The organism is Akkermansia sp. RCC_12PD (assembly GCF_036417355.1).
Lineage (GTDB): Bacteria > Verrucomicrobiota > Verrucomicrobiia > Verrucomicrobiales > Akkermansiaceae > Akkermansia.
This window is the reverse complement of the sequence record NZ_CP143889.1, coordinates 2,736,579-2,756,014: the sequence shown is the minus strand read 5'-3', so window position 1 is coordinate 2,756,014 and position 19,436 is coordinate 2,736,579. Positions and strand designations below refer to the sequence as shown.

The following is a 19,436-nucleotide window of genomic DNA, read 5'->3' as shown; positions in this document are numbered from 1 at the left end:
AGACGGGACAAGGGAGGAGGATTCGGCATGCAGGTGCACATAGAACGTTTCATCCGCTTTCTGGCTGCGGAAAAAGGTTTGAGTGCGGCCTACCAGATCTCCGTCAGGCAGACCCTGGAAGAATTTTCCCGGTTTCTGGGGGAAGGGGATGCGGATCCTTCCCGGGTGGATACAGGCAGTCTGGCAGAATTCCTCCGGCATTTGCAGTCCCGCGGCATGGCACGCAGCTCCATGCGCGTGGAAATGGTGCATCTGCGCATTTTTTTCCGCTGGCTGGCCGGAACGGGTATTCTGGAGAAGGATCCCTCCGCATTCATGGAAATGCCGCGGCAGGGTCTGACACTGCCTCATGTGCTGGATCAGCATACCGTCTCAAAACTTCTTGAAAGTATTGACATTCAGGATATTCCACTGGGATGCAGAGACCGGGCCCTGCTGGAGATGATTTATGCCTGCGGGATGCGTGTAAGTGAGATAATTAATTGCAAATTAGAAAGTTTTGACGCAGATGAAGCATTCGTCCGGGTACTGGGGAAGGGGGACAAAACCCGACTCGTTCCCATTGGCACGTCGGCTTTGGAGGCTCTGAAGGCGTATCTGGACCGCGGAAGGCCCAAACTGGTCAAACCGGGAACAAAGAGCCACATTTTCCTGACCGTGCGGGGACGGCCATTGACCAGGGAGCGGGTGCGCCAGATCCTTCAGGAGCGCGCCAGGGCCGCCGGGATTGACCAGCATGTTTTCCCTCATATCCTGCGCCATTCATTTGCCACGCATTTGCTGGAGAACGGCGCGGACCTCCGAATCATCCAGGAGATGCTGGGACATTCGGACATAGCCACCACGCAGATTTACACGCATCTGGAACAGCAACGGCTGAATTCCATCCATCACCGTTTTCATCCCAGAGGATGATGCGGCTTCCTTGGAACAACGCTTCACAACAGGAGAACCGTGCCTGTCTTGAAATGCAGGATTACCTCTTATCTATTTTACAGCAAACTGATTAGCATCTATTTTCATCGCTATTCAATTTTGCATTACATATATTATGCGAAGTATTAAATAACCCTCATTTCATCCCTGATTCGTGTTTGCTTTGTCCTTCTCTCCTTTGCCCTTTTAGAGAAGAAAATAAAACCGGATTTGGAATCCGGAAGGTTCCTGTACGGGAATAAGCCGATTCTTTCCTCGGTCTGCTTCAGCATTTCACGTTTCCGTGCCGCAGTAAATCTTCCCGGTTTTACTGATAAATGCAATTTACTGGGAGTAAAGGAGCTCTCTTCTCTCTTGCAATAAGTCTTGAACGGCACAGGCGAAAGAAAAATTCCCCTTGGCTCAGATTCGGAAATCATTCATCGTTGAAGGCGGCAGCCTTCGTTTTCCAAGTGAAAAATGCTCCTGGCCAACAACGGAAATTAGCCTAAATGTTTTCTCCTCAAAATTGTAGTTTGACTCCGGATTCCAAATCCGTTAAGGATTACACAATATCTCCAACTTGACATGATGATAAAGCCTTTCTCTCTAATCACAATTTGTACATTTGCCGTATCTTGCGCAAACGCCGAACTTCTGGAAACCTGGACCTTGGGCGTTTCTTCCGAGAGAGGATGGTATGACGCCAATAAAACGCTTGCTCCGGGAGACGACAATCTTTGCTGGGCCGCCTCCGCCAGCAATATTCTCAACTGGTGGCAGGACAGGTACGTCATTCCATCCGGAACTCCCACTGGAGAGGCCGTATGGACGACTTTCAAGGATTCCTTCACGGATTTGGGCGGAAACGCCTCTTATGCGTTCCAATGGTGGCTTTCCGGGGATTATCCTCCTGCGGGACAGGAAGGATGGTCCCAGCTCAAGGAAGGAGCCGCCGAGGGAGGATATTACCGCAGCATTTTTTCTGAAAACCAGGCGTTTTTCCTGACCAGCGCCTACAATGCCACTTCCTATTCCGCTTCCTCCCAGTATATTCTGGACCGTTTGAATGCGGGATACGGCCTGACACTCGGCATTGGAGACACCTTGGGCGAAACGGCGCACGCCATCACCCTGTGGGGAGTGGAATATGATGACCAGACTTCCCTGCTGACGAAAATGTATCTGACGGATTCCGACGATCTCCAATACGGCTACCACTCCTCCAATGGTATTTTTGAAGTGGCCTGCTACACAGGTGAAGACGGCGGCCTGTACTTCCAAACGACGGAAGACGGCTGGTACCACCGGGAGGACCGAAAATTTTTCATCAGCGGAGTATACGGGCTTTCCACGGATGTAGGCAATGCGCTGGCGCTGATTCCGGAACCGGGCACCGCCACTTTGAGTCTGGCCGCCCTGCTCTGGCTGGCATGGAAACGCCGCAGGCAGGCTTGTTGAAACCGTCTTTCCTCCTATCGGGGGTCCGGTGTTTGGTTCACTTCCTGAGCACGGCACAACTCCCGCCAACCGGGAAAATTCCATTTATTGGGAAAATCGCGGCACTGGCGCGGTTTGACGGGATTGATCCGGCAGCCGTTTTCCGTCAGCATCAGGCAGGCGCCGTCCGCCGCATCCTTGATGGACAAGCCTTTGCGGTTGGCCCGCAGACGGCAGCATTCATTGATGAATTCCTGTTCGTCCATCTCCAGGAAAAGGGCGATTTCACGTACTTCATCCTCCTCAATGCATACGTCGCCGGCCCAGCGGCAGCAGGCGCCGCACCGGGTGCATTCATACCATGCAGTTGGGCTGCCCTCCTCCGCCATGGCTTCTCTTTAAGTAAAAATGCCCCGTATGACGCCTATGTTCATATGGGCGTCCCGCCAGCGGGGGTTGTTGACGGCATTTTCAAAGTCCTGGGGAAGCTTGCCGATGTTTCCCTGGGCCTGGGCCAGCCCCGCCAGTATCTGCCTCATTCTGGAACGGGCAATGAGCGTGGGCTGGTTGGTCCATTCGAAAACCTCGCTGTCAATGATATAGCCCCCTTCAATCTTCCTGATGTACTGGGGAAAACGCAGATGGGGGTTCTGTTCCACATAAACGCAGCGGCCGATGGAACGCTTGGAACGGACGGGATGGAAGAAACGGCGCATGCTCTTGACCCAGTCCGGAGCCTCGGACAGGCCTTCCGCATGCATCCACAGAGTGGCCAGTTGCTCCACGGGATAAAAATAGGAATATGTATAGGCAGCCTTATAGCGGGTGCTCCCGCGCCAGGCATGCCGCAGCCTCACCATGTCCGCCTGGCCGGAGACCAGAAGGTCCAGCGCCTTTTTGAGTTGCTTTTCCAGCATCTCCCCGCGCAGATGCTCCCATACCATGCAGTCGTCCTCCGCCAGCAGCACATAATCCGTGTCCAGCGTGGCGACAGCCGTAGCCAGGGCGCCGATGAATCCGCCCTCCATACTGGAGGGCGCGGCGGGAATACCGCAGACGCGGGCCGTATGTTCCACTTTGTCCGCCCCTTCCGGATAAACGACGCATGCGGCATCCAGATAATCCAGCAATCCGGTCCGCTCATAAGACGCCAGTGTCATGGCAAGCGTATAGGGCGCATTGTCGCACAAAAGGGCAAGGCCTATTTTTTTATCTTGAAAGAGAATTCCCATCGCGTAGAACGTTTTTGCAGTCTAAGACAAAAGGAAGCCGCGTTCCAAGCAAAAATATTTTAAACAAATGTGCATTTCTTTCAGCGCTTTTCATGTAAAGGGAGACAAACCCTGAAAGAATTTAACATCATGAAAGCATACGACATCCTGAAAAACTCCATGCTGGCCGCGGCCATAGGCTGCGCCCTGTCCAGTTGCTATGATCCTTACTACGACAATTTTAGCGTGGCGGGCTCCTACAGCAGCGGCGGCTCCAGCGTTTCCTACATGTATGACAGCTCCGGCTACCCCATTTACGGCTATTATGGCGGCAGGCCCATTTATGCCTATGACACGTTTGGCAGCCCCATTTATTCCATCAACCTGATCCGGCCCAATTACTACATCCCCACGTGGGGGCCGGCTCCCTATTACCGGGGCCATTACATCCGCCCCCACTACTGCCGCCCCATGGCAAGACCGCCCATGAAGCCCCAGTACAGGCCTGACCATTTCCGTCCGAACCATCGGCCCGGCCCTCCTTCCCGTCCCCCGGTAGTAAATCCCGGCGGAAGCCATAATCGCCCGGGGATCAATCGTCCCGGAGACAACAGACCGGGGTTTCAGCCCGGCAGGCCCAACCATCGGCCGGAAATCAATAGGCCCGGTTCCCCTTCCCGTCCCCCGGCGGTAAATCCCGGCGGAAGCCATAATCGCCCGGGGGTCAATCGTCCCGGAGACAATAGACCGGGAATTCAACCTGGCAGACCGAGCAATCGGCCGGAAATCAACAGGCCCGGCGGCAGTTCCCACCGCCCCGGAGCCGTCAACCCGGGCAATAACCGTCCTGGAATAAACAGACCGGAAGCCAGCCGGCCAAGCCGCCCGTCTTCCCCTCAGATCAGACCCAGCGGTCCAAGGCCCGGCAATTCCGGCATGAGCAGGCCCAGCAGTCCTTCCCCTTCCAGACCGTCCTCTCCCCCTCCCTCCGCCAGTGCGCCTTCCAGACCTTCTTCACCTCCGTCCGCGGCGCCATCGCGCCCTTCTCCATCCGGCGGTAGGCCGTCACACGCTGTCCCGTCCAGAAGATAACGGCACCAACTGAATAAAATACCATCCCCCGGTTTCGGCAATCAGGAACCGGGGATTTTTCAATCGTCATTAAGGTTTAGTGACCAACGTTGTCGTTCCCTTGTACACCCTTCGGACTCCCGGTTCTGCGCGTTCATCTACAAACTCCACTTCCAGCAAGTAGATTTCCCCCTTGGACAAACGCAGCGTTTCAGGGATAAAGTTCACCAGCAAGTAAACGTCCTTAATGGGTACTTCATGTTTATCTCCGGCCTTCAAGGTAATAAAACGGATGTTCTGAAACATCTTGTTAACATGATAAGCGCCTATATACGAACCAACTAATTTTTTCTTTTTTCCTGTTTGCCAACTCCAAAGTTCTATCTTGATACGCGGACCTAAGGTTGGCTCAGGATAAAAGTCATCATAAAGACGAACAGACTTTTTTCCCTTATTGGTAAAAACGAGTGTAAAATCCCTCAACCTGTCTCTTACGTCAAAGAAAGTTTTTTCCATCTTGATGGTGCATTCCACTCCGTTGTCGGCCATGTCCCCCCATGCTGCAGCATGGAGGAATAGGCTTGTTAGAATTCCAAAATATAGGAAGATTTTTTTCATCACAGCACGAGTTTGAATGTTATCCAGAGAGTCCTATGAAACGACTATGGAGAATAAACTCCTTTTGGGGCCCGGCTCACCGTCTCAAAATCTGCTTTCCCTACATAATCCGTCTGAACACCGGATTCTCCATATCCATCATGGAATCTTACTTCCAATTCATAGCTCTCGCGATTGCGAAGATGTTCAAGATACACCAGCAACAGGTAAGCTTCCTTGACGGGCACTTCATACTTTTCTCCCGGCTTCAACGTAATGAAGCGCATCAAGGCCCCTACCCGTTCGATTTTATACATGGGACTGTACCAGGCTAGAGGACCTTTTCTCTCCCCATTTGCCTTGCGCCATATTTCGATGTGGATATTCGGCCCGTCATCCTTCAGGGGATAGAAATCGTCGAAAAGGCGCACGATTTTTTCGCCCTTGTTGGTGAACACCAGCTTGAAGTCCGGGAAAGCCTCCCTCACATCAAACCGGGTTTTTTCCATCACCACGGAGCATTCAACCCCATTGTCGGCCATGTCCCCCCATGCAATAGCATGGAGGGACAGGTTCAATACAATTCCAAAAAATAGAAAGATTTTTTTCATCACAGCGCGAGTTTGGTCGTCGCCTGAAGAACCCCCAAGAGACAATTCTTACCTTGCTGATTATAGTAGCTCGTTTCCAGTTCACAAGAACATTGTTTCCAGTCTTCGAGCTCAACTTTATCCAGGCATACCGGAATCGTGACGTTGTATTCCTGGCGGGAGCAAGCTCCCGGTAGTTCAAGGGCCGCTGGAAAGTCATTTTCCCCAGTTCGGCATTCAGAATACGGGCATCTCCCTGTTCCGTCCTCAATACTGTCAGGAAGAAATAATCAGCCGTTCCGTCATTGATTTCATCCAGAATCCGGACAGGCTGATTACCCTCGTTGCGGAAGCAGACCATAATCCTGCCTTCCCTGAACTTCGAAGTGTCCGCAATGGAGAGGGTCAAGGGTGTCGGTTGTTCCGCAACGGCCATGCTCCGGGATTTCTCCTTGTTGACCGGAGGCAGGAAACAGGGCGGCTCGATGGTTCCCGGCTCCGTGACCTGATCGGGTACCTTGCTCCATCCGTTGGCTTTCGCTTGGTTGATAATTTGGAGAGTCGCCTCATTCAGAACTTTTTGTCCGGCGCAGTAGGGACGAGTATTTTCTTTATCTGGTAACAATTCGACATATTTCTTAACAGCCGTCATGTAGGTGGCTGTCCAACTACGAACGAACTTCCTCATTTCATTCAAGGCATCATCCATTTTCGGGAATTTTTCACACGAAACATGTTGTAATTCGATTGAATCCTGTATTCTCAAATTGTCCCAGTAGAATTTGAAGGCGTCGTTAAGTTCTCGGCGATGGTGTTTTTCGTGAGCGAGGGAAGCTTGCATAGTGTGCCATCTTCCAACTCTTCCACGAGCTTGATAACCGTTCATTTCGTCGACTGCTTCGACAGCTTCATCTTCAGTAACGGGAGGGTTTTCAATGGCGTCTGTGTAAGTTCCCGTGAGTATAAGAATCGTGCTGCCTGCGGACACTTGTTGGACACGCGCGTTCCATCGATCAAGCACTTCATCCTTGCAAGCCGTTATGATGATTTGAGGCATGATGGCTTTCGTTTTGCAAGCGCCAATACCTCTTTGGATAACAGGTTCAGGTTCTTCGAGCGTTACTTCAACTTTCTTGGACTCTTCACAGGTGATGGTGGATTCCTTTTCAATCGTCCACAGCTTGATTTTGGGAGAAGGAGAAAATTCACGATTCATTGTCGAGTCCCCTTCATACTTTCCATCAAGAATAGGCTCCTTGTCCATGGTGACATTGAAGGCAATAGCGTTGTTGCTGGAGGGATCGTAGGCGTTGTTGGAATATTTCAAAGCCACCTTGTAATAACCAGCTTTCAAGTATCTCTCAGCCTTTTCAATATTTAGCTTGCCGTTGGGCTTTTCTCCGTTTTTCTCACAGATTTCTTCGCCGGCAATAAAAAGGATACCCGTGTCGTCGGCTTCCACGCCGAAATAATGCAGGGCGTCCTCTTCGACCTTAATGAACATTTCCGGAGCACCAGAACAAGTGGCGTGCTCGCACTCCGAACCGTCAAAGTTGAAAGTCAGCGCCTCGACTCCGAGCTTCTGTGGGATAAGGGCTTGATAACCGTCGCAAATGACCTTCGGGCCAACAGCCTTGTTTAGAGGAATGTAATCATTCATTTTCTTAATAGTTTATTGTTAATGAACTAAACATTTAATTCATTAGGAACTATGGAAAATTCCCGGAACAACAACACGCCTCTTCGTGATGAGAGAGTTTCAAAAAGCAATAAATGCTCCACTACATTCCGGTAGGGGAATTTCACCAAAATCAATTAACCGATAGAGTTCCCATGGAGGATATTTTACAAGAATATACCTCATTCAAGCCCTTGGTTGAATGACCCTGTTTGCACCAAAACCGCTTTCCATATCCTCAATGAAGCAGGTGCTGCCAGGTTTTCCATCTCTGAATGAAGATTGACGGTCAGTCCCTGACAAGCGGCAGCTTGAGGGCAAAACGGCTTCCGTTTCCGGAACTTTCTTCCAGCCACAGTTCTCCTCCCATGCCTCGGGCCAGTTCACGGGACAGGGCCAGGCCCAGCCCCACGCCAGGCTGTTTTCCGGCCGCTTCCTCCGCAGACCGGGAAAAGGGACGGAATAATTTCCTCCGCAGGGATTCGGAAATGCCTTTCCCCCCCGTCCTCCACCCGGATCACCAGGAACCGTTTTTCCCGGGTCAGCTTCAGTTTCAGGATGCTTCCGTCAAACCGGGCGTATTTGGCGGCATTGTCCGCCAGATTGTACACGATCTGTTCCACGGCAGTCATGTCCGCCATGACAGATTCCGACTGGAGTTCCGGCGCTATGAAGAGCTGGGAATCCATGCCGGAAGCCGCCAGACGGGGAGAAATGCGGGCAATGACGGAAGTGGCCAGGGCCGGAACGGAGATTCTTTCCGGCCGGAGGGTTACGGAGTTTTTTTCTACGCGCGCATAGCTCAGCACATTGTCCACCAAATGCGTCAGCCTGGATGCCTCTTCCTTCAGAATGTCCACGTACGCCATTTCCCTGCCCTTGGGGACCAGACCGGAGGAAAGCATTTCCGTGTACATGTTGAAGGTGGTCAGGGGAGTCCTCAGTTCATGCGTCACGGCGGAGACGAATACGGCCCTCCGTTCGCTCAAGCGGATGATGCCGACCATGAAGCCAATGACGCCGCACAGCGCCAGAATGCCGCAGAACCACGCCATGGCAATGGATTTCCAGACCGTGCGCAGGGAATTCCCAGCCATGTCGGGCAGGCCTCCGGGATTCAGCATGGCCGGTATGCCCGCGAGCGTCAAATAACTTTCCTCCCCCTCGCCGGCAGGCTCCAGAGTGGCTTCCGGCAGAATATCCGCTACGGATTTCAAAAGATAGCCGGACAGTTTGTCCCAATCCAGCCAGATACCTTGTACCCATACCTGCCCGTGGTCGGAGACGCGGCGCGTCAGGAAACATTCCGCATCCTGACTCCACTGGGGCTGGAGAGAGGAAATGGAGAGTTCCTTGTAGCTCCCCGGAGCCTTGAAGAGTTCCATATACATCTCTTCCTTTCCCTTTTCCTTCAGGCTTTCCGGAAAAAGTTCCCCGGCATTATCCTGCACTGCTGAAAACGCTTCCCTGCCTGCTTCCTGTTCCCCGAATTCATCCCGCATGCCCCCCACTTTGCCGAAATGCAACAACCCATTCTCCTTAGAAAAGCTGCCCCCGATTGCGGAACTTTTAACTTCCTGCCTTTTTTTTGAAGCCAGGGGCAATCCTTCCGGCGTGGCCTTGTCCTGTGCCGTAACCGTACCGCCCCTGAATGGGGATTTTCCCTTTCCCCTGGCCAGCTCCCCGACTTTTTTCTCCACCGTGATGTTGTATTCCACCGCCTGGCTGTTGGAGAGGTTTTTGCGCATGTTGTAGTCCTCAATGCCCTGCTGGAACGCCTTCTGGCTGTCCACGGCAAGTTCCTGCTGCCCGGCTTCCTGCTGAACGGGGGAAAAGGCCACCTGCTTCTGACTCCTTTCTACGGACGCCTTCTGTTCCGCCTGCATTCTGTCGGGATGGACTGATCTGGAAACGACCACATGCTCCGTTTTTTCCTCTTTTTTCCGTGGAACAGGCGCCGGAACAGGCTGTTTTTTCACGGTCCCCAGCAACAGGCGCACCATGCCGGAACGGTTCAACTGGTTTACATGGACCACGCTTCCCGGCCCCGTCTGGGGAGAAGAGACATTCCCCGACGGGTCTATTTGAAAGTATAGCTTGGCAAATTCCGACAAATCCGGCACGGAAGCATCCTTCCTGCCGGAGTCTCTCGTTCCGTCGCTTTGAAGAAAATATTCTCCGGGAGACCTGTTGTTCTCCGCGGCAATCATGGCGGCCAGCAGGGAATCCATGCGCCACAGGGCCAGGCGGCTCTGCTCCACCAGGCGGATCTGGTGCGTCTCCGCCAGCCTCCTCTTTTCCGCATTCAGCATGGAATGGCTCAGCCACCCCATGACCCCCACCAGAATCAGCAGGCAGGACCAAAGCAGGAAATGAAAGGAAAAACGGCTGATCATGCGGTTTCCTCCCAGACGTATCCCTGCCCCCGCAAGGTGCGGATGACGGCGGCATTCCTTTTCCCCATTTTTTCCCGGAGCCGGGCGATGGTGGTGTCAATGCTGCGCGTTTCCACCAGGCGGGGGTCCATTTTCCATACCCTGGTCAGGATTTCCTCCCGCGTGATGATTCTGCCGGCATTGGCGGCCAGATGGCGGGCCAGGTCAAATTCCTTAGTCGTCAGCACAATCCGCTCCTCTCCCAGCACCAGGGAGCGGGTGGGAAAATCCAGGTATCCCTCCGGCAGCCCCACCCTGTCCAGCGTCCGGGGCCTTTCCGGGGAGCGTCTCAGCACCGCCTCTATCCGGGCGAGCACTTCCAGCAGACTGAACGGCTTCACCACATAATCGTCCGCTCCCAGCTTCAGCCCGCGCACCTTGTCCGCTTCCGCCCCCTTGGCGGTCAGCATCAGAATGGGAACGGTAGCCCGGTCTTCCCGGATGAGCCTGAGCAGGTCAAAACCGCTTGCCCCGGGCAGAACCACATCCAGCAGCGCCAGGTCGTAATCCTCCGCGTGGATCACGTTCAGGGCATCATAGCCGTCCTTGACGGGCAGCACGTCGTAACCGGACACCGTCAGAGCGTCCGTAAGCCCGTTTCTGATGGCGTGATCGTCTTCTACGACCAGAATGCGGTAGCGGTGCATGGGAAAACAAGTATAGGAAATGAAGTACGGAATAAAAGTTTTTTCAGCCGGAGCATTCCTGCGGGGCCGCCGGAAGACCGGAGACCCCGCAGGCGCACTCATTACTGCTCTTTATTCATAGGGGAATTTTCATATGGCACGTTCTCCTCCACAAAGGAGAATTTCTTCCTGCCGGCCTGCCGGCGCACGGCCTGGATGATGGCGTCGTCCAGCGTATTCGCCTTGCCTCCGCCGGAAGCGCTCTGCTCCGCTTTCCATTTGTTCAGCCACGTATCCCGCTGCCTGCCCACCTCGGCAATTTTCTTCTGCAGCCGGGCCCGTTCCTCCGCCTTCTCCTTCACGGCCGCTTCAACCTCCTTCGCGCTCTTTCCCTTCAACTCTTCCGGGAGAATTCCGGTGTTGCCCAATTCTTCCACAGCCCGGGAGCCCTGTTCTTCATAAAGGTCCACCAGGTCCCAGGAAGTGTTGCGGTAAGCCGCCTTGTTGGCTTTAGCCGCGATCCGTCCGGCGGCAGCGGCGGGGGAAACGGCCTCCGTCAATTTGTCCTGCCGGGCCTGTCTTTCCAGTTTTTCCGCCCGCACTTCCTGGGAGCCATACGCCAGATAAGTTCCGTTCAGGGAAACGTTCAATGTGGCAAGTTCCTCGTCATAGGGGGTTTCCGGTTCGGGAGGAGCGGCGTTGTGGTCAATATTGAGGAAACTGCCGTCCCCCTTTCTGGCTCCGTCCTTCCAAAGCACGGAATCGCCGTCTCCCGCGCTTCCGCAGTAAATGGTGTTCACGGTAATGCCGCGTTCCAGTCCGCGGGCAATCACGGGGGCATAGGGTACATTGCCCTGGTTGAAGGGTTCGTTGCCCGCAATGAAGATCAGCTTCAGGGCGTGGGGATTCTCCGTATTCCATTTCAATTCCTTCAGGGCCCGGTCCATCACGGCGCCGCAGTATTCTTCACTGCCTCCGGTCTTCAACTTGAACAGTTCATCGGACACCTTGTCCAAATCGTCCGTAAAAGGGAGCACCTGGCGAACCCACGCATCTTTGGAGGACAGCCTGCCGCTCCCGTACTCGTACAGGGCGATCTGGATGGCAGGCAGTTTGCCGTTCTGGCGCGCCAGCGTCATGTCGTTGACAACCTTCCACAGATACGTGCGGGCCTGATTGATCAGCCCCTGCATGCTGCCGGAAGTGTCCAGAAGAAGGGCTATCTGAATCACGGCGCGGTCGTCCTTTTCCGCGGCGGCCTGGCCAGGGGCCTTTCCATTGTTTTTTGGCTGCGGGGCTGTCCCGACTTCTTTTTCCGGGTTCGCAACGGCGGAATGGGATTCCTTGCTGCGCGTTTCTCCATCATCCATTTTCGGGGAGATGGTTACCGTGAATTCTCCCGCCTTTTCAGAGTCTGCCGCCGTAATGATGGAATAGGACGCCTTTTCCGCTCCATCATGGCCGGAAGCGTTGCTGGTGGCAAGTGAAGCCGGAGGAATTGACTGCCGGTCCGGACCGGAGGGAACCTGGCTTATGGTGAGAACAATGTTCCCTGCTTCCGGGCTGTCCGGACGGGACTTTGAAATGGCAATGCCCGGAATTTCACGAGGTTCACGGCGAAGTTTCCGATCTTCCGTACGTGCTATTGCGGCATGTATTTTCCGTTTTTCAGCGTCGCTCTTCTCTGTTCCCGCTCCCATGAAGGAAATCGACCTCAAGCCAGGTGCAGGCAACGCCCCGGTTCCGGCCTCCTGTTCCGGAGGTGGAACGTTTTCCGGCTGTTCAGTCTTTGATTCAGCAGAGGCGCAAAGCGCTCCGGAGCCCAGCAAAGCCAGCGAGTATTTGACAGCATGGTTCATCATGATTGGTGTGTTTGTTGTTAGATGTATAGTTGAAAGGATTACGGGAACGAGTTCTGCATCAGCACGGTTTCCCCGTCCAGGCGGATCATGACGGAGCCGTCCAGGGCCAGAAGCCCCTGGCGGTTCGTGCTGATCAGCTTGTCCGCCACGGCGGCGTATTCCGGCGTACCCACTTGCACGGTACGGACGGGACTTTCCTTGTCCGGAGTGCGTAGGACCGTATTTTCCATCCATACTCCGTTCTGGTTGAAATAACCGTTCTGGGCGATCTGGGCCGTTCCTTCAAAGGAAACGGAACGCCCGTGCTTGTCCATCTGGCGGTTGAATTTGTTGACGGACAATTCCCTCTTTTTTTCCACGGCATTTCTCTGCAGGGCGATGGAACCCAGCCCTTCGCGCGATTCCTGCATCACCCGTCCATAATCCCGGAACCTGGAGGACGAGGGGGAGACAGATTCTCCCCGCCACGGAGCGGAACTGCCGTCGTCCGCAAAGAAGGAGGCCGCCGAACTCAGTATTCCGAAATCCCGGGAAAGCTGCATGATTTCCTCAACCAGTTCCCGGGTCCGGGGATCATTTCCCAGCACTCCCGTATGGGCGGGGTCCGCTCCCATGTCCATCAGGGCGGTTTCCAGGCTGCCTATTTTGCGCGCCGCCCACATTCTGGCCGTAAAGTCATCTTTCACGCTGGAAATCCGTTCCGGCGCCACCACTACGGAAAACGACTGTTCCCTGTTGCTCCGGTCCAGACAGGTCCCTTTCAGCAGAAAAGGAGACGTGCCCACATACCTGCCGGCCAAAACGGCAGGCGCTCCGGAATAGATGTCCGGCAGCCGCCCGGAAGGAATGGCATCCTGCACCCTTCCCGGCTGTTCCCTGCCGTCCAGGGAGCAGACGGAATAGCGAACGTTCCGGAACACCGGACCGTACAACTGGCGGAATACCTGCGCCAGCTTGAGTTCCAGGTTTTCTCCGGAAAGCACGTAGGAGGGCAACCCGCCGGAAATTTCCGCCATGCGCCTCAGAAGGGGGGCGTTTACGTCCTCCCCCACTCCGATGGTGAAAATGCGCCGTCCTTCCCTGTTGCCCTCTCCGGCCAGGGAGGCAATGGATTTCTCTGAAGTCCGGCCGATGGTCGGCAGGCCGTCCGTCAAAAACAGCACGACCGGCAGCATCCCTTCGCGGGAGGGCTGGGCCAGCGCCGTCGCCAGAGCTTCATGAATGTTCGTGCCGCCGCGCGCCACCACGGCATCCAGCCACGCGTGCGCCGCTTTTTCCGTAGCGGCGTTCTTTTCCACGGGAGCCGCCTCAAACAGATTCACGCCTTCGTTATAAGTGATGATATTGAAACGTTCCCCGGGATTCAAACCGGAAATGATCTGCTTGGCCGCTTCCTTCATGCTGGCGAGCTTTTCCCCGCGCATGCTGCCGGATCTGTCCAGCACCAGGGTAAGCTCCCGGCGGATTTGCTTTTCATTCCCCGGGCTATCCTTTCCGATCATGGCCAGAAAATAGCCGTTCCTGCCGTTTTCCGCATCCGGAGCCGCATAGACGCTGATGTCGGGGCCGTAAAAGGCTTCCCCCTTTTTGGCGGCGGATTCCATCCATGACAGGCGGAAAGGCCCCGGGCTCATCTTCTCCTCCGCCAGGGTGAGCACGAGGGTTTCATCTTTCAGCCGATGGCGTTCCATCGGATGGGAGGGCGTGAACACATTCCCGATGCCTTCAGTTCCGGGGGAGATTTCCACCCGCATGGACCATGCCGCATGGCCGGAAAGCGCTTCCGTCCGGGGGAGCACGTAATCCAGGCGTCCGTCCACCGGAGTCAGCAATTGTTCATACACCACGCCCAGCTTCACGGAAGACTTGGCGGGAACGGGGAATACGCTGGAGCGAATGGCGCCGAATCCGGCGAATTCCAGCAGGGCCGGATCCAGCCTGCGCGCCACAATGCGGTCATACAGGCGGCGCGCTTCGTCGGCGGGCATCAGGGAAGCCTGCCAGCACGCCTTTCCGTCTCCGTAATAAAACCCTTTGACCACGACTCCTTCCGGAACGGGAAGAACAAGTTCCGCCTCCGTGGGAACGTTTCCGCCATTATGCACGCTCAGTTCCAGGGTGGTCTGTGCGCTGCGTCCGTTGACGCGGACAAGGGCGTTCACCTTTTCCAGAGTGACGGGCTGGCGCACGGTCCTGTTGACGGGCGGGATCACCCGCCGCTGCGGCAGGACGATGCTCCGGCCGTCAATGTCTCCGTCAGGTGTCTGGGAATGTCCCAGCCCGGCCAATCCCGCCACTACGGCAATCAAGCACGGCATCAGTTTCATGCCCTCATGATGCCATAAGAAAAGATGCCGTGTGTTACAATCAGGTTACATTTGCGGAAAGATGCATCATCCTCCGGAATTTCCGTTGAAAAACGCCTTCCATCCATGGATGACGTTCAGCATCCCTGTTTGTAATCAACTGCGCAATTTCAATCATGCGAATGTCTTATGAAGTACTCGCAAAGGCGCCATTCATCTGATATGAGCCGAAATGAAAAGGATTGCAGCGCCAGGAATTCGCCGCGGAAGCCTCTGCCGGGAATGGAAGGCTTACGGCTTCTTCCGTGAAGAGGGAGTCTTTTTCTCCCTCCGGAAGAAAAACCAAAGGTTCAATGCACCAGTCCCCGGGACAGCAGCGCCAGAGTCACGATGCCTATGGCGATGCGGTACCAGCCAAACACCGCAAAGCTGTGTTTCTGAAGGTAGGAGACCATCCACTTCACGGCCAGCCATGCGGAGAACCAGCTCACTGCCGTTCCGACGGCCAGGGCCTCCCAGCCGAAGGCTTCCAGCATCAGGGCCCCGTCCTTGTACGCATCATGCACCGTGGCCGCCCCCAGCGTGATCAGCCCCAGCAGGAAGCTGAATTCCACGGCGGCTTCCACGCTCAGCCCCACGAACATGCCTCCCAGCATGGTCATCAGGCTCCGGCTGGTGCCGGGAACCATCGCCACGCACTGGAGCACGCCTACGGTCAGGGCCTTGCCCGGCGTCAGGGTTTCAATGGAATCCCCCTTGCTGCCTTCATTGCTCTTTCCCTGCCTGGCGCGCCAGGCGCAGTAGGCCAGAATCACGCCGCCGCCCACGATCCACGAGTACGCCACCGTGTACGTGTTGAACAGGTATTCCTTGATCAGGGAGGCGCAGCACAACCCCACCACGGCGGCAGGCAGAAAGGCGAGAATCAAATTGACCAGAAGCTTGAATCCGGCGGGATTCGTGCCGCGGACTCCTTCCACCATCGTCTTCACGCGCGGGTAGTACAGGCTCAGCACCGCCAGAATGGCGCCCCCCTGAATACAGACGGCCAGGGCATCCAGGGCTTCCTTGCTCTGGGACATGTTCAGCAGGGATTCCGTCAGAAGCAGGTGCCCGGTGGAACTGACCGGCAGATATTCGGTCAGGCCTTCCACGATGCCCAGAATGATGATTTCCAGAAGATTCATGGTAATGATGGTTGGATGTATGGTTAGGAGTTGTAGGGAGAATTGTCGTTGTTGAAGTCTTCTTCAAAGCGCGCCACTTCTTCGCGGGCGCGGGCGGCTTCCTTGCGCTCATGCAGCCACGCCAGGATGATGCAGATTTCATACAGGGCGTACATGGGAACCGCCATCAGCATCATGGTGGCTATGTCCGGCGTGGGCGTGATGATCGCGGCCAGAATGGCTATCGCCACAATGGCATAGCGGCGCGTGGCCTTCATCATATCATAGGTCAGCACGCCCAGCTTTACGAAAGGCATCACCACCACGGGCAGTTCAAACGCCAGGCCGAACATTAAAATCATTTGCGTGGCGAAGGACAGGTAGTAGCCGATGCGCCATTCGTTGGAAATGCCGAATTCCAGGGAATACGTGTAGAAGAACGTGAGCACCCTGGGAAGCACCACAAAGTAGCAGAACAGCGTGCCGGCCAGGAATAGCCCGAACCCGATCGCCATGCACTTGTACAGAAGCTTGCGCTCATGCTCCAGCAGGCCGGGAATGATGAACTGGAGCAGGAAGTACAGCAGCAGGGGGAAGGAGATTACCACGCCCGCATACAGGGAAAGCTTGATGGTCAGCATGAACGCTTCACCCGGCTGGAAGGCGCTCATCATTTTCAGGGCACCCCGCCCCGTTCCGTCCGTCAGGACGGCATCCTTGGCGTGCAGGGCTTCCGCCAGTTCCCGCACGGCGGGAGCCGGGCTGGCTTCCCTGATAAAAATTTCCTTCCTGTCGTCCGGCAGGGCCTGCGCTCCCCGGAGAACCAGGGCGGCTTCCGTCAATTCCGCCAGCCGGGGGGAAACCTCCCGGAACAGGATCCGGCGCTGGCCGGCGTCCAGCCCCACGGCAGCGGTGGCCGTTTCCTTGGCCTTTCCCCAGGAGTCCAGATCTATTCCGGCGGGCAGGTGGGATTCCTCGAACATGTCCCATACCTGGTTGACGGGGCGGCGCAGAATGTCCATCAGATTGGAGGCGAACCCGGCACACAAAAGCATGCTGACCACCAGGCAGAACACCATCCTCAGCAGCATGGTGCGCAAATCGTCCAAATGCTCCAGAAAGGGCTTCTCTTCATCATCCCGCTGGATTTGCCATTTTTCCCGCAGCCGGAATATGTGCTTTAAAAAGAACACGGCGTTTAATGAAGCTTAAAAGGCCGTGCCGCGCAAGCCGCAAGGCCGACAACGCCATAAAAAAATCCGGGAAACGCCTGCCTTCCCGCTCCGGCCGTCCACAGGCCTTTTTTGGCATGCAAACCCTGTATCTGCTTGACGCGGGAAGGCAGGCTCTTACTCTCTAACGCATCATGAGTCACGTCAGAACAAGATTCGCGCCTTCTCCCACGGGTTATCTCCACATCGGCGGTGCGCGCACCGCCCTGTTCAACTGGTTGTTCGCCCGCAAGATGGGGGGTACCTTCATTCTCCGCATTGAGGATACGGACACGGCCCGCAACACGGAGGAAGCCACACGCGCGATCTTCACCGGCATGGAATGGCTGGGCCTGGACTGGGACGAAGGCCCCATGAAAGGCGGCGACTGCGGCCCCTATTTCCAGAGCCAGCGCAACGATATTTACGACGCCTACTTCAAAAAGCTCCAGGACGCCGGGCGCGTCTATGAGGACGACGGCGCATGGCGCTTCCGCTTTGACCGCTCCAAGCCCGTTACGTTCCACGACATGATCTGCGGCGACATCACCATCGACTACCGGGACGCCTCCAACACGCCGGACATGGCCATCCGCCGCGCGGACGGCTCCTACATCTTTCACTTCGTCAACGTGGTGGACGACATTGAAATGAAGATGACACACGTCATCCGCGGGGAAGACCATATCATGAACACGCCCAAGCACATCCAGCTGTTTGAGGCGTTCGGCGTCACGCCGCCCGTGTTCGCGCACATGCCGCTGATCCTGAACCAGGACGGCTCCAAAATGTCCAAGCGCGACGTGGGGGCGGCCCTGGGCACCTACCCGGAGGAGGGCTTCCTGCCGGAAGGCGTCATGAACTTCCTGGCCCTGCTGGGCTGGTCCCCGAAGGACGACACGGAAATCTTTTCCCCGCAAGAGCTGATCGAACGCTTCTCCCTGGAAGCCGTCAACCACTCCGCCGCCAAGTTTGACATCACCAAATGCCGCTGGGTCAACCAGCAGCACATCATCGCCCTGCCGCCGGAAGAATTTGCCGCCAAGGCGCGCCCGTTCTGCCTGCAGGCCGGACTGCCGGACTCCGGCATTCTGGATGAAGCCATCGCCACCGTGCAGACGAAAGTCCAGACGCTGGCGGAAGTTCCGGATAAAATCCGTTTCTTCTTCGATCTTTCCATGGACCCGGAAGCGCTCGCCAAAGTCCAGCCGGAAGCCGTGGAACTGCTCTCCAAACTGGCGGACAGGCTGGAACGGGAACCGGTATGGGACGGCCATGAACTCATTGGCGTGCTGAAAGCCTTTGCCAAGGAAAACGGAGTCAAGATGGGGGCTGTCATGTTCCCCGCCCGCGTGGCCCTGACCGGCCTGAGCGGAGGTCCGGACCTGTCCTCCGTTTTCTCCCTGCTGGGGAAAGAGGAATCCTTGAAAAGAATCCGAGCCTTGTCCCTGAACTGAACCGGGGCAGTTACAGCCTTTTGATCGGGATGCCGTTTCTCCACCAGAGGAACGGCATTCTGCTTTTGAATTGCTCCGGAACTCGGAACAGGAGGAAGCGGAGAGGAAGGAGGTTTGTCCAAATCCCTTCCCGCGGGTGCAGGATTCCCTGCGCGGTATTTGTAAGCGGAAAGCTTCATGATTTGGCAAGCCGCCTCTCCGGACGCGTACAGGAGGCGCCTGCTCTTTTTCTTTCCTGACTGAAGGCATGGGGAAAACACGGCCCGGCTTTATTCATCGCCGTCCAGGTTTCCGTTTTCCTATTCTTTACTCCTTTCCTCCTCATTTCGGCTCCGTTTATCTTCATTTACGGCATAAGCGCAGCATGCCTCTGAGGCACAGGACACCCCCCTGCTCTCTTTTTCTTTTACCCGTTTCCCCCACCATCCGCTGGAAGAACCGTCCTGCCTCAATAAAATAATAAGAGCCAGGTACATAAAGAACCTGGCTCTTATGAAAGGAAGAGATCAACGCTCTTCCTTTGCCATTTAATTAATAACGGCGGTTGCGGCCATAGCCGTTGTCGCCACGCCTGCCGCCGCTGTTATTGCTGCGGTAGTTTCCTCCGCCTCCGCCCCTGTTTTCCTGGGGCTTGGCTTCATTGACAACCAGGGCTCGTCCCTGAAATTCCTGGCCGTTCACGGCTTCAATTGCGGAGCCCATTGAATCGGTGGAATCCATGGTTACAAATGCAAAACCTCTGGGTCTTCCAGAGTCGCGATCTGTTGGCATGAATAGCTCAGTCACTTCACCATAAGAACCAAACAGATCTCTCAAGTCTTGTTCAGTGGCATCAAAGGACAAATTTCCTACATATAATTTTGTGTTCATA

Annotated in this window: 16 protein-coding genes and 1 pseudogene; 4 read left to right on the top strand and 13 right to left on the bottom strand. The window is 55.5% G+C overall.

Annotated features, from left to right (window positions below; genetic code table 11):
* Positions 1-27 precede the first annotated feature (27 nt).
* Together V3C20_RS11630 and V3C20_RS11625 are read left to right on the top strand one after the other, a co-directional pair.
* The gene (locus tag V3C20_RS11630; protein ID WP_130082783.1) at positions 28-915 is read left to right on the top strand and encodes a tyrosine recombinase; all 888 of its coding nucleotides are present in this window, start codon (positions 28-30) and stop codon (positions 913-915) included.
* Positions 916-1,503: 588 nt separating this feature from the next.
* Positions 1,504-2,376: an IdeS/Mac family cysteine endopeptidase gene (locus tag V3C20_RS11625; RefSeq protein WP_130082785.1), complete on the top strand. Its 873-nt coding sequence runs from the start codon at positions 1,504-1,506 to the stop codon at positions 2,374-2,376.
* 14 nt (positions 2,377-2,390) lie between these two features.
* On the opposite strand, the gene V3C20_RS11620 is transcribed toward V3C20_RS11625, so the two are convergent.
* On the bottom strand, positions 2,391-2,744 hold the full coding sequence (locus V3C20_RS11620; RefSeq protein ID WP_130082787.1) for a YkgJ family cysteine cluster protein: 354 nt from the start codon (positions 2,742-2,744) through the stop codon (positions 2,391-2,393).
* 9 nt (positions 2,745-2,753) lie between these two features.
* Positions 2,754-3,515 (bottom strand): hypothetical protein, encoded by a 762-nt coding sequence (locus V3C20_RS11615; protein ID WP_149873777.1) that lies wholly within the window; start codon positions 3,513-3,515, stop codon positions 2,754-2,756.
* Positions 3,516-3,716: 201 nt separating this feature from the next.
* Between V3C20_RS11615 and V3C20_RS11610 the strand changes: the two genes are divergently transcribed.
* Positions 3,717-4,658: a hypothetical protein gene (locus V3C20_RS11610; protein ID WP_130082790.1), complete on the top strand. Its 942-nt coding sequence runs from the start codon at positions 3,717-3,719 to the stop codon at positions 4,656-4,658.
* 69 nt (positions 4,659-4,727) lie between these two features.
* Here V3C20_RS11610 and V3C20_RS11605 read toward each other — a convergent pair whose 3' ends face one another.
* From V3C20_RS11605 to tatC, 10 genes and pseudogenes are all read right to left on the bottom strand, one after another.
* A complete protein-coding gene (locus tag V3C20_RS11605) occupies positions 4,728-5,255 on the bottom strand; it encodes a hypothetical protein (RefSeq protein WP_130082901.1) in 528 nt (175 codons plus the stop codon).
* Between the two features lie 44 nt (positions 5,256-5,299).
* Positions 5,300-5,743, bottom strand: a complete 444-nt coding sequence (locus tag V3C20_RS11600; RefSeq protein ID WP_240042249.1) for a hypothetical protein — start codon at positions 5,741-5,743, stop codon at positions 5,300-5,302.
* Positions 5,744-5,756: 13 nt separating this feature from the next.
* Positions 5,757-7,484: a PA14 domain-containing protein gene (locus V3C20_RS11595; RefSeq protein WP_238623750.1), complete on the bottom strand. Its 1,728-nt coding sequence runs from the start codon at positions 7,482-7,484 to the stop codon at positions 5,757-5,759.
* 307 nt (positions 7,485-7,791) lie between these two features.
* Positions 7,792-7,980 carry an ATP-binding protein gene (locus V3C20_RS11590; RefSeq protein WP_330935448.1) on the bottom strand — a complete coding sequence of 63 codons (189 nt, stop codon included), beginning with the start codon at positions 7,978-7,980 and terminating at the stop codon, positions 7,792-7,794.
* A gap of 319 nt (positions 7,981-8,299) precedes the next feature.
* Positions 8,300-8,509, bottom strand: a pseudogene (locus V3C20_RS11585) (histidine kinase dimerization/phospho-acceptor domain-containing protein); the annotation flags it as partial.
* 1,385 nt (positions 8,510-9,894) lie between these two features.
* A complete protein-coding gene (locus tag V3C20_RS11580; protein WP_067573621.1) occupies positions 9,895-10,584 on the bottom strand; it encodes a response regulator transcription factor in 690 nt (229 codons plus the stop codon).
* 101 nt (positions 10,585-10,685) lie between these two features.
* Positions 10,686-12,425, bottom strand: coding sequence for a vWA domain-containing protein (locus V3C20_RS11575; RefSeq protein WP_161981269.1), 1,740 nt, complete (start codon positions 12,423-12,425; stop codon positions 10,686-10,688).
* A gap of 38 nt (positions 12,426-12,463) precedes the next feature.
* Positions 12,464-14,752, bottom strand: coding sequence for a VWA domain-containing protein (locus V3C20_RS11570; RefSeq protein WP_130082796.1), 2,289 nt, complete (start codon positions 14,750-14,752; stop codon positions 12,464-12,466).
* Between the two features lie 329 nt (positions 14,753-15,081).
* On the bottom strand, positions 15,082-15,918 hold the full coding sequence (locus V3C20_RS11565) for an undecaprenyl-diphosphate phosphatase (RefSeq protein ID WP_130082797.1): 837 nt from the start codon (positions 15,916-15,918) through the stop codon (positions 15,082-15,084).
* A gap of 23 nt (positions 15,919-15,941) precedes the next feature.
* Positions 15,942-17,090, bottom strand: a complete 1,149-nt coding sequence (gene tatC, locus V3C20_RS11560) for a twin-arginine translocase subunit TatC (protein ID WP_130082798.1) — start codon at positions 17,088-17,090, stop codon at positions 15,942-15,944.
* A 173-nt stretch (positions 17,091-17,263) separates the two neighbouring features.
* Between tatC and gltX the strand changes: the two genes are divergently transcribed.
* A complete protein-coding gene (gene gltX / locus V3C20_RS11555; RefSeq protein WP_130082800.1) occupies positions 17,264-18,565 on the top strand; it encodes a glutamate--tRNA ligase in 1,302 nt (433 codons plus the stop codon).
* A gap of 531 nt (positions 18,566-19,096) precedes the next feature.
* Here gltX and V3C20_RS11550 read toward each other — a convergent pair.
* Positions 19,097-19,435 carry an RNA-binding protein gene (locus tag V3C20_RS11550; protein ID WP_130082802.1) on the bottom strand — a complete coding sequence of 113 codons (339 nt, stop codon included), beginning with the start codon at positions 19,433-19,435 and terminating at the stop codon, positions 19,097-19,099.
* Position 19,436 lies beyond the last annotated feature (1 nt).